General features: G+C 64.3%; 18 protein-coding genes. 4 read left to right on the top strand and 14 right to left on the bottom strand.

Annotated elements, in window-relative coordinates:
- The 9 genes from GZ093_RS16790 to gspG form a co-directional block, all read right to left on the bottom strand.
- A partial coding sequence (locus GZ093_RS16790; RefSeq protein ID WP_296488099.1) for a secretin N-terminal domain-containing protein occupies nt 1-1,232 on the bottom strand: 1,232 nt, incomplete at its 3' end.
- 6 nt (nt 1,233-1,238) lie between these two features.
- Complete coding sequence (gene gspN / locus GZ093_RS16785; RefSeq protein WP_296488095.1) at nt 1,239-2,081, bottom strand: type II secretion system protein N; 843 nt, start codon at nt 2,079-2,081, stop codon at nt 1,239-1,241.
- A gap of 52 nt (nt 2,082-2,133) precedes the next feature.
- Nucleotides 2,134-2,631 carry a type II secretion system protein GspM gene (gspM, locus tag GZ093_RS16780; protein WP_296488090.1) on the bottom strand — a complete coding sequence of 166 codons (498 nt, stop codon included), beginning with the start codon at nt 2,629-2,631 and terminating at the stop codon, nt 2,134-2,136.
- Entirely contained in the window at nt 2,628-3,857 is a 1,230-nt protein-coding gene (gene gspL, locus GZ093_RS16775; RefSeq protein WP_296488087.1) for a type II secretion system protein GspL, read from the bottom strand. Before gspL ends, gspM begins: the two co-directional genes overlap by 4 nt.
- A 26-nt stretch (nt 3,858-3,883) precedes the next feature.
- Nucleotides 3,884-4,870, bottom strand: a complete 987-nt coding sequence (gspK, locus tag GZ093_RS16770) for a type II secretion system minor pseudopilin GspK (protein ID WP_296488084.1) — start codon at nt 4,868-4,870, stop codon at nt 3,884-3,886.
- A complete protein-coding gene (locus GZ093_RS16765) occupies nt 4,867-5,547 on the bottom strand; it encodes a prepilin-type N-terminal cleavage/methylation domain-containing protein (RefSeq protein ID WP_296488082.1) in 681 nt (226 codons plus the stop codon). The genes gspK and GZ093_RS16765 overlap by 4 nt, the downstream gene beginning before the upstream one ends.
- Nucleotides 5,547-5,927, bottom strand: a complete 381-nt coding sequence (gene gspI, locus GZ093_RS16760; protein WP_296488079.1) for a type II secretion system minor pseudopilin GspI — start codon at nt 5,925-5,927, stop codon at nt 5,547-5,549. The genes GZ093_RS16765 and gspI overlap by 1 nt, the downstream gene beginning before the upstream one ends.
- Nucleotides 5,924-6,391 (bottom strand): GspH/FimT family pseudopilin, encoded by a 468-nt coding sequence (locus GZ093_RS16755; protein ID WP_296488076.1) that lies wholly within the window; start codon nt 6,389-6,391, stop codon nt 5,924-5,926. Before GZ093_RS16755 ends, gspI begins: the two co-directional genes overlap by 4 nt.
- A gap of 46 nt (nt 6,392-6,437) precedes the next feature.
- Nucleotides 6,438-6,881: a type II secretion system major pseudopilin GspG gene (gspG, locus tag GZ093_RS16750; RefSeq protein ID WP_296488074.1), complete on the bottom strand. Its 444-nt coding sequence runs from the start codon at nt 6,879-6,881 to the stop codon at nt 6,438-6,440.
- A 50-nt stretch (nt 6,882-6,931) separates the two neighbouring features.
- Between gspG and GZ093_RS16745 the strand changes: the two genes are divergently transcribed.
- A complete protein-coding gene (locus GZ093_RS16745) occupies nt 6,932-7,432 on the top strand; it encodes a general secretion pathway protein C (RefSeq protein WP_296488072.1) in 501 nt (166 codons plus the stop codon).
- 13 nt (nt 7,433-7,445) lie between these two features.
- Here GZ093_RS16745 and rpe read toward each other — a convergent pair whose 3' ends face one another.
- Nucleotides 7,446-8,129 carry a ribulose-phosphate 3-epimerase gene (rpe, locus tag GZ093_RS16740; RefSeq protein ID WP_296488070.1) on the bottom strand — a complete coding sequence of 228 codons (684 nt, stop codon included), beginning with the start codon at nt 8,127-8,129 and terminating at the stop codon, nt 7,446-7,448.
- A 69-nt stretch (nt 8,130-8,198) separates the two neighbouring features.
- Between rpe and apaG the strand changes: the two genes are divergently transcribed.
- The 3 genes from apaG to thiL are packed head-to-tail and all read left to right on the top strand — an operon-like array spanning nt 8,199 to nt 11,661.
- Nucleotides 8,199-8,591 carry a Co2+/Mg2+ efflux protein ApaG gene (apaG, locus tag GZ093_RS16735; protein WP_296488067.1) on the top strand — a complete coding sequence of 131 codons (393 nt, stop codon included), beginning with the start codon at nt 8,199-8,201 and terminating at the stop codon, nt 8,589-8,591.
- Nucleotides 8,592-8,602: 11 nt separating this feature from the next.
- Nucleotides 8,603-10,651, top strand: coding sequence for a site-specific recombinase (locus GZ093_RS16730; protein ID WP_296488065.1), 2,049 nt, complete (start codon nt 8,603-8,605; stop codon nt 10,649-10,651).
- A gap of 2 nt (nt 10,652-10,653) precedes the next feature.
- Complete coding sequence (gene thiL / locus GZ093_RS16725; protein WP_296488062.1) at nt 10,654-11,661, top strand: thiamine-phosphate kinase; 1,008 nt, start codon at nt 10,654-10,656, stop codon at nt 11,659-11,661.
- Between the two features lie 176 nt (nt 11,662-11,837).
- Here thiL and GZ093_RS16720 read toward each other — a convergent pair whose 3' ends face one another.
- From GZ093_RS16720 to GZ093_RS16705, 4 genes are all read right to left on the bottom strand, one after another.
- Nucleotides 11,838-12,521 carry a TorF family putative porin gene (locus GZ093_RS16720; protein ID WP_296488059.1) on the bottom strand — a complete coding sequence of 228 codons (684 nt, stop codon included), beginning with the start codon at nt 12,519-12,521 and terminating at the stop codon, nt 11,838-11,840.
- 301 nt (nt 12,522-12,822) lie between these two features.
- On the bottom strand, nt 12,823-13,827 hold the full coding sequence (locus GZ093_RS16715) for a porin (protein WP_296488056.1): 1,005 nt from the start codon (nt 13,825-13,827) through the stop codon (nt 12,823-12,825).
- Between the two features lie 732 nt (nt 13,828-14,559).
- Nucleotides 14,560-14,730 carry a hypothetical protein gene (locus GZ093_RS16710; RefSeq protein ID WP_296488054.1) on the bottom strand — a complete coding sequence of 57 codons (171 nt, stop codon included), beginning with the start codon at nt 14,728-14,730 and terminating at the stop codon, nt 14,560-14,562.
- Nucleotides 14,727-15,323: AEC family transporter (locus GZ093_RS16705; RefSeq protein ID WP_296488053.1), on the bottom strand; the 597-nt coding region annotated here is incomplete at its 5' end. The genes GZ093_RS16705 and GZ093_RS16710, both read right to left, overlap by 4 nt.

Below are 15,323 nucleotides of genomic sequence, written 5' to 3'. Positions count from 1 at the left end.
GCCTTGCCCAACGGGCCCTGCCACTGAATGCCAAATTCGGCCGCCCGGTCGGCGTTCACCTCCACAATCAGACTCTCCACCAGCACTTGGGCACGCCGGCCATCGAGCCGGTCAATGACCGCGCGCAACTGCCGGTACTGCGGCTCGGGCGCCGTGATGATGAGCGAGTTGGTCGCCACATCAGCCTGAATTTGTCCGCCCGTGGTGGCCATGGTGGCCGCCACGGCTGCCACAGCCACCGCTACGCCGGCGGGTGCCACAGCCGCCGGGGCCTGCCCGGTCATGGCCGCGCGCAAGGTGGCGGCCAGCTTGGTGGCGTCGGCATTCTTGAGGTAGACCACATAAATATTGCCCGCCTCGCCATTGATGCCAGGCGCAGCGGGCTGGTCCAGCTTGTCCACCAGCGACTTCACCAGCGCCACACGGGCCGGGTTGGCCGCGCGCAAAATCAGCGCGTTGGAGCGCGGCTCGGCCAACAGAATGGTCTTGAACGAGGTGTCGGCCTGGCCCGGCGCCGTGCCGACACCCGCGGACTCCACCAGCCGCAGCACCAGCGGTGCCAGATCAGTCGCAATGGCGTGCTTGAGCGGCAAGATTTCGACACCGGTGGCATTGGACACATCCATGGCTGCAATGATGCGCGCCATGCGGCGCAGGTTGTCGGCGTAATCGGTGATGACCAGCGAATTGGTGCCGGGGCTGACGTTGATGGTGTTGTTGGGGCTGATCAGCGGGCGCAGCACCGCCACTAGGTTGTTGGCGGACTCGAAGTTGAGCTTGAAAATCTGCGTCGTGATCTGGTTGCCCAGCGCCCCACCGATGGCCTCGTCGCTCACCGTCACCGCGCCACTTTGCAGCTTGGCATCGGCCTCGGGCACCACCTTGTACAGGCCGCTTGATTCCACCATGGTGAAACCCTGCAGGCGCAGTGCCGCCTGGAACTGGTTCATGGCGGCCCGGCGGCTCACCGGCTTTTCCGTGACCAGTGTCAAGGTTCCCTTGACGCGCGGGTCCACCACCACATTGGTCCCCGTGATGGTCGCCATGGTGCGCGCCACCGCTTCAATCTCGGCGTTGCTGAAGTTCAGTGTCACCGCCTCGCCCGGCCTCGCCGTGGTGCTGGCCTGAGCCAACAAATTTACAGGGAATAGAGCCGCAGCCCCCGTCAGTATTGCACAAGCAGCTATTGAATAAATAGCATTTTTAGGGTCGAGGGGGACGCGAAGTTTCATACCGATTCAACCTATTTTGATGATGGCGCGGGCGCCGTCGCGCCGACCGATGATATTGAGAAGATTAGACAAGGCGTCCAGCCGCTGCGGCGCGGCACTGGCAATGCCATCAAACCGCAGTCTGGCGCCCACCCACTGGCCGGTGCCGGACAATTGTAGGGCGCCCTCCAGCGTGCTCAAGCCCAGCGTCGGCGTCGCGCCCCCGCTCAACAGGACGCGGTAGCTGCCCATCGGCCTGAGCGTGGACAGGCGTGACGACATCTGCAGGGCATCGAGCTGGGCGCGGCCACTGAGCAACAAGCGCCCTGCCGCCCATTCGGCGGTGAGTCCCTGCGTCGAAAAACTCAATTGGCCCTCTGGCTGCAAGGTGTTCCACGGCGTGCCCAGCCCGGTCAACCACTGCGCCGGCCACTGCGACTGGCTGTCGGCCAGCGCCAGCCTGGCCCCGCCCCAACGGGGTTGCAGGCTCACGCGCCACGGCTGCTGCATACAACAATCGGCATTCAGCTCAGCCGCCAGCCCAAGCCAATTGGGGCGCAGCCGCCACGTCAGGCGTCCGGGCAGGGTGGCTGCATCGATGCTGCCGGCGCCGCCGGTGAGCGTGAGCCGGGCCGAGCCATTCCAGACGGTGCCGCGGGCATCGTCCAGCAGCACCCGCTCCTGCAAGCCCTGTTGCACCGCGGCGGCCAGCCAGCGTGCCGGTGCATTGAGCAACAGCGCCAGCACCAGCCCCAGCAGCGCCCCGGCCCACGCCCAGGACCAGGGGGCCGTGAGTGGCAGTGCGCTTGGTGCACTGGTTCGAGGCCGGCTTCGGGCTGGTGCTCTCAAGGTGGTTGATCTGCGAAACATGGAACGGGCGTTTACCTTGGGGATGATCCGTTCGCTGAGCGGGCCGGGCGTCTCAGCGCACGCTCAAGCTGAGCACCAGCGTGCCGTTCCAGCCGCCGGGCGCACCGCCCGCCACCGCAGCGCCGCGCACCAGCCGCGCCTCACTCGGCACGGCGCGCGCCGTCAGACGCACCTGCGCCAGCCATTGCGCCAGCGCGTCGGCGGAGATCCCTTTGAAGCTGAGCGTCACGCGCTCGCCCGTGACCACCAGTTGCGCCGCGGCGCCCAGCGGCTTGACCGAGGCCTCCAGCAAGCGCCGCGCATCCGCAAAACTGAGCGGCGGCTGAGCCTGCAACACTTTGGCCTGCACCTGCAGGCGCTGCATCTGTTGCCATTGGGCGTCCAGCACCAGGCGTTGCTGCTGGGCCGCCTTCAAGGTCGCCAGCGCCGGCGCCAGCGCCAAGCTCCACAGCAAGGTCAGCAATACCAGCACCAGCACAGCCTGCAGCAGGCGCTGCTCGCGGCGCGCCACCAGGCGCCAGCGCGCTTGCAGATCGGACAGCATGTTCATAAGCCAGCCCCCTGTTTGATCACCACATTGTCAGCCTCGACGTTGACGGCATAACCTTGGGGTTTGAGCTGGAAAGAGATCGCGTTGATCTGCTCCGCATTGAGCGTGAGCCCCTTCAGGCGAACTTCACCTGCCGCATATTCAATAGCATTAGGTACTGCAGCGACGGGGGCTGCAGCCCCAAAAGCCCCTAACATGCTCTCCAGGTCGCGGCCCGACGGGGCGCCACTGGCCTGCTGCAAGGTCGCCACCTCGCGCGCCATCTGGACCGGCGCATCCACCACCACGCGCACCTGGGGAAAGGTGGTGGTCAGCACGGCGGCAATGGCCTGGCGCTGGCTGTTGAGCAGGGATTTCTCCTTCCAGGCCCAGGTGTTCAAACCCACCAGATTGATGGCCAACAGCGCCAGCACAGCCAGCCGGGCAGCCCGCCAACGCGGCGCGCTGAGCAGGCTGCGCGCGCCCACCGACCAACGCTTCCAGGTTCTGGCGCTCTGGGACGTGACCAGGTCAAACTGGGCCAGGTCCCAGGCCGACTGCGCGGCCTGCAACTGGCGCTGGGCACTTTGCTGCAGCGTGACGCTGCGCTGGAACACCTGCTCGGCCAACGCCACCACGGCAGGCTCGGCCACCACATTTTTTTCTTGCGCCCCACCACGCAGCGCGATCGCGTCCCGGGACAAGGGCAGTACGGCGACGCTGCCCTGGGCTGCGCCCACCAGGTAGGCCGCGTCGGCCTCACCCGTCACGTACAGCGTGTCGGCGAGTGCCTGCGGCGTGAACTCGGGCACGATGCGATTGACCGCCCGCCCGGACTGCTCCAGCACCTGCACGGCCGAGCGCAACCAGGCCCGCTCACACACCGCCACCCACACCGGCGCATCGGTGGGCGGCTGGGGCTCCAGCGCAAAATGCAGTTGCTCGGTGTCGTCGAGCAGACGGTCTTCCAGCAGGCCATCAAGCACCGCCCGCACGCGCAAGGCGCCACCGTCCTGAAAGAGTCGCCGCCCCAGTGTGCCCTTGGGCAGTTGCACCTGGTGCCAGGACAGGCGCTGCGCGGTGACCAGTGCCACCACCTCGCCGTCGGCTTTGCCCACCAGCGGCAACAGCGCCAGCGGCGCGCGCGACTGCTCGGCCACCGTGCTGCCATCGCGGGTCAGCACGTAGTCGTACAAGGCAGCCGCGTCAAGCGGCTCGGCAGGCAGGGTAACGATCAGGGTGGTCATGGGTGCGGGTGGGTGCGTGTCGGCGGTCATTGTAGAGTGGGGGAACTGCCCGCCACGCGTTGCCGTGACAGTGTTTTTACCTCCAGCCCATCGCGCTGCACCACAGAGACCTCTTGCACCGTCGCCTGGTCAATCCGCAGCTTACCGCGCACTTCAAAGAAGCGCGACGACACGCTGTGCAGCGCGGCATTGAACTGCGCCGAGGTCTTGCCGCTGATCCGGCCGGCATCACTCAACGTTGCCAAGTGGGTGGTGTTGCGCGCCTGCACCAGGCGGTGGGCGTCGGCCAAGTCGAAGCCCTCGACACAGGCGTAAATCACTTCGGCCGCAGCGGTGTTGAGGTTGACCGGTGTGCGCACCGGCAAAATCGTGATCAACGGGCGCAGCACGGCGATGCTGCGCGCCGACAAACCAAACCAGGCCAGCTGGTCGACCGTTTGCGGCCACAGCGTGACCTTGGCCGCATCCGATTCGGCCGCGGCTGCCGCTGAGGCCCCCACCGCAGCGCCGCCCGCCGGCGTGGGCTGCGCCAGCCGCAGCTTGTCAAGCATGAGGATCAACTCGGTATCAGGCAGATCGAGCAGCTCAAACAGCCGGGTGAAAGCTAGTTCGCTCGGCGCGTCGATGGCACCGTTTTGCACCAGGTTGGTCACGTTCAGGCGCGACTGCAAATCAGTGATCTGGCCCGACAGAAAGGCCTCTTGCGAGGCGTCGCCCGCTTGCGTGTCGCTGCGGTCAGCCGCCAGGAAGCTCGACAGCCGCGCCGGCTCCAGCGGCACGGCCCACGGCTCGGCCAGATGGTCGGCGCCGCCTTTGCGGCCATCCTCGCGCAGTATCAGCCGTGCCCAATCGAGTGCGCCGCTCAATATCCACGCCGACTGCATGCGGCTGCGCTCGGCGGCCTCGACCTCAACGCCGCGCCATTGCTGCCAAAGCGTGGCCGAGGCGAGCGAGGCCACCAGCACCACGGTCAGCATGGCGGTCAGGATCGCGGCGCCGCGCTGCGACTTCATTTGCCGCCCCCCCGCGTGGGACTGACCCAGTCACGCGTCACGCGGCCACTGATGGCTTGGCCGGCTGACAGCGTCAGCTCCAGCCGCACGCCGTCGGGGATCAACGCAGCCGCTGCCGCCTGGGCCGCGCCGGGGGCGCCGGCGCTGGACAGCGGGTTGCTCCAGGCGTTGTCCCGAAAATAGAAAATTTGCCACTGATCGAGCGCCACCACCCGCACCTCCCGGGTTCTGGCGTCGTCGCTCGGGTTCTGCCCCCACAAGGCGGCCTGCTGCCAGGCTAGCTGCAATTGCCCGCGCGTGTTCACGGGCGGCGACTGCCAGCGCAGCCACTGGCCGGCGCCGTCAATCGTGCGCCGCGACCACGCCACCACCCGCAAACCCTCGCCAGGCATCGCGGTGCCAGCGCGCAAGAGGCGCAGGGCGCGCCCGTCCCAGTCCAGGCTCGGGGTGTTGGGCTGGCTGGCGAGCGCATCCAGGTCGGCGCCCCACTGGGCCAGGCCCGCCTGCAGGGTGAGCACATCGTCCGAATGCTGGCGCATTTGCGTCTGCGCGCGCGTCATGCCGTCAAGCCCGCGCCAGCTCAAGGCCGCCATCAGTGCCATCAGGCTGATCGCCACCAGCAACTCAATCAGCGTGAAGCCTTTGACACGCGGCCGCGGCAAGGCTGACTGAGCCATCAGTAGCGCCCCACCACCGTCGACAGGCGCAGCACGGAGTCGCCCCCCTTGAGCACCTGCGCGTCGACCCGCCGAAAACTCGGGTTGGGGGTGGATCGCACCGCCAGTGCCACCGTGAAAACCTCCCCAGCCTGCTCGCAGGTGATGCTGCTGTCGCCGACGTCGGGCATCTGTTTCGCCAGGCGCACCTTGACCAGTTCATTGCCGGCACAGGTTTGGCCGAGCAAGACGTCCGACTGGCGCTGGGCATGGCGCGTCAAGGCGCCGGTCGCCTGCAAACCGGCCAGTAAGGCAATGGCCACAATGCCCAGCGCCACCAGCACCTCGACCAGGGTGAAACCGCGTGCGCTGCGGCGCTGCGGCCGGCTCGCGCGGTTCACGGCGCGCCCGCCAGCACGGCAAACGGGCGCACGCCGTCAGTCGCCAGACGCACGCTTTTGCCCGGCTGGGTGCGCGACGTCAGCACCACGGCTTGCGGCTCGATGATGGGCTCCGGGCCCAGCAACAGCGCAGGCACCAAGGCGCCGGCGGGGCTGTCGGCCACACGGGTATCCGGGTCGAGCCACTGCTCGGGCAAATTGGCGTCCGCTTGCGCCGAGGGCGCCAAGCCCTCAAAACGAAAACCATCCGCCGTGGCCCGCCAGCGCACCGGCACGCCGCTGACCCGGGAACGCGCCCGCGCCGACTCCAGCAACGCCGCCAGGCGCTCGGCGTCGCGCGCCAGCGCGACCTGCGAGGTGTCGCGCATCGCAAAGCCGACACCGGCCGAGGCCATTGCGATGATCGCAACGACGACCAGCAGCTCCAGCAGCGTGAAGCCCCGACTGGTACAGGTTCTGGTCATCGCGCGCGAAGACGAATTCAATATTTTTTGACCATTGCAGGCCCTGCTACGGCTGCCAGCTGCCGATGTCGGCATTCTTGCCCTCGCCCCCGGCTTGCCCATCGGCCCCAAAGGACATCACATCGATCTCGCCCTTGATGCCCGGATTGAGGTAGGCATAAGGCTGGCCCCAGGGGTCATTCGGCAGCAGATCCAGGTAGGACTTCCAGTTGGGCGGCACTGGGGCGGTGGTGGGCTTGGTCAGCAAGGCCTGCAAACCCTGCTCTGCCGTGGGGTAACGCTGGTTGTCCAGCCGGTAGAGCTTGAGCGCCTGCATCAGGTTGTTGACGTCAGTCTTGGCCGCCGTGACCCGCGCGTCGTCGGCCCGGTCCAGCACGTTCGGCACGATCAGTGCCGCCAGCACCCCGATGATCAGCAGCACCACCATCAGTTCGATCAGGGTGAAGCCGGCCTGGAGGCGACGGCGCAGGCTTTGAGAAATTGATTTCATCGGTCAGGGTCACTTTCAAATGGCTGGGTCGCTTCTATGATAATCCAGCCATGAAGACCGCATTGCTTTCCCTGTGGTGGCTACGCATGGCCACTTTTTCGCTGGCTGCCCTGGCCGCCGCCAGCGCCACCTACTGGGTGCTGAAGTGGCAGGCCACGGTGCCCTCGAACCTGACGGCTGCCGTGGTTTATACCGCGCCGCCGGCGGCGGACCCGCAGGTGGTGGCCCGTTTGCTGGGTGGGGGCCAAACCAGCGTCAGCGCCAAGCGGGTGGACAGCGCTGCCAGTCATTTCAAATTGAGCGGCGTTCTGGTCAACCAGGCCAGCGGTGATTACGCCGTGATTTCCGTCGACGGCAAACCGGCCAAGCCGTACCGGGTCGGCGCTCACGTCAATGATGATCTGGTGCTGCACTCGGTGGCGCCGCGCAGCGCGTCCCTGGCCACCAGCCGGGATGCACCGGTGTCGGTCACGCTGGAGTTGCCAAAACCAACGCAAGCGTCAACCTTGCCGGCACGGGCAGCAACGCCAACGCCTAAACAAGAAGAATGAGCCGCCGCCCGGCTCAGGCGGGCGTTGCCAGCGCCAGCCGCATGGCGTCCACCACTGACTTGTAATCCGGCTTGCCAAATATGGCGCTACCGGCCACAAAGGTGTCGGCCCCGGCATCGGCGACGCGCCGGATGTTGTCGACCTTGATGCCGCCATCGACTTCGAGGCGAATGTCTTTGCCGCAGGCCGTGATGCGCCGGCGCACGTCCTCGATCTTGCGCAAGGCGGATTCAATGAAACTCTGCCCCCCAAAGCCCGGGTTGACACTCATGATCAGGATCAGGTCAATGTCGTCAATCACCCAATCGAGCACGTCCAGCGGCTCGGCCGGATTGAACACCAGGCCCGCTTTGCAGCCCTTGGCCTTGATCGCCTGGATGCTGCGGTGCACATGACCGGAGGCGTCCGGGTGAAAGCTGATCAAGTCCGCGCCCGCGTCGGCAAAGGCGCTGGCGAGCGCATCCACCGGGTGCACCATCAGGTGCACGTCAATCGGCACCGCCACGCCGCCCGCGGTCTTGGCATGCGGCTTCAAAGCACTGCAAATCATCGGGCCGAAGGTGAGATTGGGCACGTAGTGGTTGTCCATCACGTCAAAGTGAATCCAGTCGCAACCGGCGGCGATGACGTGCTTGAGTTCCTCGCCCAAGCGGGCAAAGTCGGCAGAAAGAATGGAGGGGGCGATGCGGTAGGTCATGAAAGAAGTTTAAACGGTCTCTCCCGGCAGCTGCGGTCAATCCAGGACAGAGTTGTTAGCATCACGCCCATGTCCAAATACCAATTTCGCGTTGAAGTCGCGCCGCGCTATCTCGCTGCCCAATCGGCGCCACGGCAAGACCTGTATGTGTTCGCCTACACCATCACCATCATCAATGTGGGCCAAGTCAGCGCGCAGTTGATCTCACGCACCTGGAACGTGAACGACGCCAACGGCCACACCGAGCGCGTCAAGGGCCTGGGCGTGGTCGGGCAGCAACCGCTGCTCCAACCTGGCGAGGCCTTTGAATACACCAGCGGCACGCGCCTGCGCACGCCCACCGGCACCATGCACGGCAGCTTTTTTTGCGTCGCTGAAGACGGCGAAAAGTTTGATGTCGATGTGCCGATGTTTGTGCTCGACGGCCTGAGCCCCAGCGGCGGCACCCGCACCCTGCACTGAAGCCCAGATCGATGACGCCCACTTTTGACCTGTCTGAACTGCTCGATGCCCTGGACCCGCAGGCCGATCTGGCGCACCGCCACCTGTGGCTGATCGACCTGCTGCGCTGGATCCGCGGTAACCGCGATTCAGTGCCGCGCGCGCTGGCCCGGGTGAGGCTGCTGCTCGACACCCTGCAACAACGCCCGGATGCGCGGGCCAAGCTGCAAAGCTGGTGGCAGGTGCTGCTGAGCACGGTGGATGCCACCGCCTTGCTGGCCGACTACGGATTCTCCTCACGCAGCGCTTTTGTCAGCGAATTGGCCGATCGCCTGCGCCTCAAATGGCTACCCGGCACACCGGAGACGGCCGATGCCTCGGCCCTGTTTGCCCTGGTGCTGTGCGATGCCTTTGATGCCCAGTGGATCAACGCCCTGGACGACGCCACCTTGACGCGGCTGTCTGAGCTGCTGCACGTCTCCTGTCAGGACATCAACGAAGGCAATTGTGCCTGGGTGCCGCAAGTCAACCAAAGCAACGTGTCGCCCTGGCAGGCGACGCTGCTGGAGGCGCTGACCTTTTGCACCAGCCAGATTCGCGCCGCCGGTTTTTCACCCGAATTGCGCTTGCGCATGAACGTGCCGGCGCGGGAAACGGCGCCCTTTCACGCGCTGGATGACGACATCGTGGCGCTGCAAGTCGCCTATCTGGCCAGCCCGCACGTGGACTCGCCCGCGCGCCAGCATGCGCTGCAGCAGTACCTGAGCCGCCTGGAGGCCTGCCGCCAGGCCGCCGCGTCGGTGTACACCCACCTCGACAGCAACGGCATTTCGGTCAACCTGGTGTTTCAACTGCGCCAGCTGCGCGAGCGGGTGTTGCGCGTGCGCGCCCTGCTCGATTGCCTGCTAGCGGCCAACCCGCAGGCCAGCACCGCGCGCTTGCTGGCGCAATTGGTCACGGTCGGGCAGGCGCGGCGCAGCCTGCGCGCCCTGATTTCCGCCAACTCGTCAATGCTGGCGGCCAAGGTGGCTGAGCGCAGCTCCGAGACCGGCGAGCATTACCTCACCCGCACGGTGCCCGAGTACCGCGCCATGCTGCGCCAGGCCGCTGGCGGTGGCGCCTTGACCGCCGTCACGACCTGGATGAAGTTCGGCGTGATGGCACTGGGCTTGAGCGCTTTCTGGAGCGGCTTCTGGTCAGGGACCGCTTATGCGCTGAGCTTTGTCATGATTCAGTTGCTGCACTGCACCCTCGCTACCAAGCAGCCCGCCATGACGGCGCCGGCCATGGCCGCCAAACTCAAGAACCTGGACGAGCCCGGCGCGCTCGACGCCTTTGCCGACAAGGTCACCTCCCTGGTGCGATCACAAGTGGCGGCGGTACTGGGCAATGTGCTGCTGGTGTTCCCGGTGGTGCTGCTGATCTCCGCCGCATTGCAGCTGGCGCTGGGCCAGCCGATGATTGACGCAAAGCAAGCCGATTACGTGTTGCACTCGCTCTCGCTCCTGGGCCCGACCGCCTTGTTCGCGGCCTTCACCGGCGTGCTGCTGTTTGCGTCAAGCATCATCGCGGGCTGGGTGGAGAACTGGTTTGTGCTGCACCGGCTGGACTCCGCCATGCGTTACAACCCCAAAATCACGGGCGTGCTCGGCGTGGCGCGAGCACAAGCTTGGTCCGCCTTCACGCGGGACAACATTTCCGGCTTTGCCTCCAACATCTCGCTGGGCTTTATGCTGGGCCTGATTCCCGCCTTTGCCAGCTTCTTCGGGCTCGGGCTGGACGTGCGCCACGTCACTCTGTCAGCGGGCCAACTGGCCGCGGCCTGCGCCACGCTCGGTTGGGATGTGCTGCGCCAGCCGGCCTTATGGTGGTGTGTGGCGGCGATTCCCGTCATCGGCGCCCTGAACCTGGGCGTGAGCTTTTTTATGGCTCTGCGCCTGGCCATGCGCGCCCACAACGTCACCGGCGTCGACCGGGCCCGCGTGCGCGAGGCCATCTGGCAGCGCTGGCGCCAGGCGCCACTGAGCTTTTTCTGGCCGACTGCAGAGATACTGCCGGCGCCCGACCCACTGAAAGACTAGCCATGGGTGAATTTGATCTGATCGAACGTTATTTCAAGCGCCCTGAGCGCCACACAGCCCGGGTCGCCTTGGGTATTGGCGACGACTGCGCGTTGCTGCAGCCGGCGCCCGGCACGCAGCTGGCCATTTCCTGCGACATGCTGGTTGAAGGGCGCCACTTTGTGGCCACGATGGACCCGTTCAAGCTCGGCCACAAATCACTGGCCGTGAACCTGAGCGACCTGGCCGCTTGCGGCGCGCGCCCGCTGGCCTTCACGCTGGCGCTGGCGCTGCCGCGCGCCGACGAGGCCTGGCTGGCGCCATTTGCGCAGGGCCTGCTGGCGCTGGCCGACGCGCACGGCTGCGAGCTGATCGGTGGCGACACCACGCAGGGGCCGCTCAACATCTGCATCACGGTGTTTGGCGAAGTGCCGGTGGTCAATGGCCGCTCGCAGGCGCTCTTACGCTCGGGCGCGCAGGCCGGCGACGACCTCTACGTGAGCGGCAATGTGGGCGACGCGCGGCTGGCGCTGGAGGTGTTGCGCGGCAGTGTCTCAGTGCCGGAAGCGGTGTTCAACGCGGCGCGCATGCGCCTGGAAACCCCGACCCCGCGCGTGGCGCTGGGGCTGGCGCTGCGCGGCATTGCCAACGCGGCCATTGATGTCAGCGACGGCCTGCTTGGCGACCTCGGCCACATCCTCAAACAGTCGGGTGTGGGCGCCACGGTAGACGTTGACATAGCTACTACATTAGTAGCTGCTTACGCTTATTCCACGGGGGCTACAGGCCAATTTGATATAAATTTTTCGCCTGACCACTGGCGCCGCTGGGCGCTCTCTGGTGGCGACGACTACGAGTTGCTTTTCACAGCGCCCACCTCAGCGCGCCAAGCGGTTGCAGCCGCCGCGCAGAGTAGCCAGACCACTGTCACCCGCATCGGCCAGATTGACGCCGAGCACGGCCTGCGGCTGGTCGATGCGCAAGGTCAACCGGTGTCCAACCGCTACGCCTCGTTCGACCACTTTGCCTGAGGCCTGAATGCGGCAAGAGCCGGTGATCCACCCCATATAGGCACTGACGGCGCCGGGTTGGTCCACGAAGGCAAGGGCAAACCACGGTATGGATGTGAAGTCACCCTTCCAATGGACAACGGCGCACCAAAAAAGAGCCGCCAGGCTTTGCTTCCTGGCGGCTTGATCTCAAACGCTCAGAACGATTTGCTGATGCCCAGCACCAGGCGGGCTTTGCCGGCATCGCCGACTTTGCTGGTCTCTGCGCCAGACAAGGTGGCAGAAGCGCCGAGGTCATTGCCGAAGTCGTAGCTCACACCCAGGCTGTAGTCATTGGCACCAGAATTTCCATTGGCTGTGTTGCGGAATCCAACAGCCGCGTTCAATTTCAAGAGGTCGGTCAAAGGCTGCGCAAGACTCAGACTCAGACGGGAATGTTCGTCGATAGAGCCAGTCGTGCCCCGCGTCAGCTTGGCAGTGAAAATGCCGTAGGACAAGCTGCCGTACAGCTCATTGCCGTTCCAGTCGGCCTGGTCTGGATAGACGTAGCGCACGTAGCCCACATCGAAAGAAAGATCCTTGCTGATCTCGCCTCTGTAGCCGCCGTAAAGGTCGATCTCAACATCGGCGTTGTCGAACCTGCCGGTGGAGTTCCAGTTGCCCACGTAGAAGCCACTGCCAAAGGCGTAGTCCACGCCGCCCTGGATCGCCGGCTGGCTATGTTTATTGCGAACAGGGGAATCCTGATCCACACCATTGGACTTATAAAGCGACACAGCGCCGATGTTGAAAGACAGGCCTTCGGCTTGCGCCAGAGAAGGCGCCAGCATGGCAGCGGCCATGAAAGTGGCAATGGCCAAGGGGGTCTTGATGAGATTCATAAGTTGAATTCCTGTGGTGATAATGAAATACGATCCGCAAATCAACATGCAATTATCGGGCCAGCAAGAAGGCCTTGCAGGGCCACTTTTGCACCAAACCAACACATCGCGGAAGCTGCAACCGGTTAATTTTGGTGCATCGCGCGCTGAGATTGCAGCCACTGCAATGGCCACCAGTCTTTGGAAGGATTTGCACCTCTGGGAGTGCGCCCATGCTGGGCGCACCCTAAAAAAAACCCCGCCGGGTTGCCCAAGCGGGGTTTTTAGGTTCAACCTTTAACTGACTTGCGTCAGCGTCAGATTAGAACGAGTGGTACATACCGATGCGGTATTGGTTGCCGCTGTCGGTTCCTTCATTGGCTGTTTGACGGCCAAAGGAGGCGTTCAAGTTGGTGCGCTTGCTCAAATCATATTTGGCAACCACTTCGGTCAACTTGGCGATGTCACGCTTGGCGTAGTTGGCACCGACGGTGAAAGCACCGAGAGGAGCCGACACGCCGACGGACCATGCAGCGGCCCGGTTGAAACGAACGTAATCGGCAGTGCCAGGTGTCCGGATGGATGCATATTCATTAGCCAGATTAGCTGCATAGACCGCATCGGAAGTGCCGACATTTTTACCGTCATAGCCAACACCGAACTTGGCCACGCCCAAATCATAAGTCGCAAAGGCTTCCAGACGGTTCTTGCGAGCGCGCTCCAATCCCATAGGCAAATCTTCACGGAAGCTGTACCCCTTGACTGCGATGCCAACAGCCAGAGGGCCCTTGGCGTAGCCGCCGTTCAAAACGCCCACCTTGACGGCGCCGTTCTGGGCGCCATCAGTCGCAGATTCAACATATTGGACAGAGGCAGTAAAATCACCAAACTTCGTGCCATAGGTCAATGCATCCACCGGCGAGCGGTTGACAACCATGGAACCGTCATAGATTCCCAAGTACAGGTTGGCCGGAGCGACCATGCCCTGGGTCAGCAGATTGCCGCTGCGGACGTTGGTGAAGCTCACTTGGCCGAAACCACCGGTCAGGCTAACGAAGGTCTTGCGGCGATTCAGGGCATTGCCGAATCTCTCGCTTGATTCGTCAAACTCGATGCCAGCGGCGGCTTTCAGGCCGCTGCCGAGGTCTTCCGTCACGCCAACCTTGATGGTGGCGTCGGTCAGGCTGATACCACGCTGACGAGAACCGCCGATGGTGTCATAACTTTGGGCAGCAGCGCCAACAATGCCGGTCAACGATACGGTGGATTGTGCGAAAGCGGTGCCGGCAGTAGCCAGAACAGCCAAGGCGATCAGGGTTTTTTTCATGTCAAATTACTCCAAGGTTAAACAGAGGGCGCCGGATTGAATGATCTCAGAACCCCGGGCCAACCTCCTTGTTCAGGAAGTTGGGTCTATTGAACCAGAGGCCAGGGGGCTTGGTAAAGAAAAGGGCACAAATAGCCGGTAAAGAAAGCCTTTCTGTTGCAGGCTCGCAACAGGTGAGCATAAGACTGGCCGCAAACCGCTGCCAGGGCCTATGGGCCTACGCCGCCTAGCTTGGCGGCAGGGCTTCCAGATGCTTCATTGCGAACATGCAGTCTTTGAAGCGCCACTTGGGGCTTCGTGTGGTCAAGCCGTTGAACGAGCGGGCATTGGCAACGTGAAGACCATCCTGTGACGGACAGTCTGAGGCGGCGCCAGGTTCTGCCATGTACTCATCGAACCGCTCCCCGCGCGCGGCGGTGACGTCGGTCTGCTGCTCGATGTAGATGAGGCGGTAGCAGAGCCCACACTGCTGAGCGCCCGGCTTCGTGCGCGCGTTTCAAGAAGCATGCACGGCCGCAAAGTGGATGTGTTGATTGACGCGCCCAACTTGCTGCGTTTGCCGATCCATACCGTGGCCCATGCAGAAGGGGTCAGGCGGTGAGGCTGGTTGCTGCAGCCCGCCAGTGTGTGGCTGAGAGTCAACGTGTTGGTGCTGGTCAGCGTGCGGGTGAATAGCCACACTATTTATATCCAATTGTCCTGCAGCCCCCGCCGGAAAATCGTATTCAACTATTAATTTGTGAGCGTTTCGACCTGAAAACCGATCACGCTGCGGCTGGCTTGGCTGAACTGGGCGCCTATCAGGTGGATCGGCTCGCCCCGCAAGCGTCGCTTGTCAGCGTAGCCCTTGTCTTTGATCTGTTGGAAGGCGCGGCCCTGACCTGGGGCCCCGCCAGCTGTCATGTCAGCCAGCTCACCACCAGCGAAAACGTCACAAAAGCCGCCGCCGTGGACACCAGAATGATGCGCGCAATGCGGCCGTTGTCAGCACCAAAGCGCTCGGCCAGCAAGGACACATTGCTGGCACTGGGGAGCGCCGCCACCAGCACCAGCACGGTGAGGGCAAAACGGTCCAGTGGCAGGCCCAATTGGATGGCGCTTGAGCCCACCAGCAACACCAGCAGCGGGTGCAAGAACAGCTTGAGCGCAGCCACCGGCAGGTAGTCCCCCAGCGGGATGGGCGGGTGCTTGTGCCGGGTTGCCAGCATCTGCGAGCGCGCCAGCACCGCGCCAATGGTGAACAAGGCCACCGGTGCGGCGGCGTCGGCCAGCAGGCCGACCGTTTGCGCCACCGGCTTGGGCAGCTCCAGCTGCAGCGCCGAGGCCAGCGCACCGAGCAAGATAGCCCAGGGCAAGGGGTTGCCGAGCACGCCTTTGAGGGCACTTTTGAGCGCCTTGCCGGCGCCATGCACATCCGCCCCGTCCAGCCTTGAGAGCGCAATACACAGCGAGGTGGTCACCAGCATGTCGATCACCATGGTCACAATCACCGGCCC

This window comes from Rhodoferax sp. (assembly GCF_010365055.1).
GTDB lineage: Bacteria > Pseudomonadota > Gammaproteobacteria > Burkholderiales > Burkholderiaceae_C > Rhodoferax.
The sequence above is the reverse complement of the archived record's forward strand: the minus strand, read 5'-3'. Positions and strand labels throughout refer to the sequence as shown.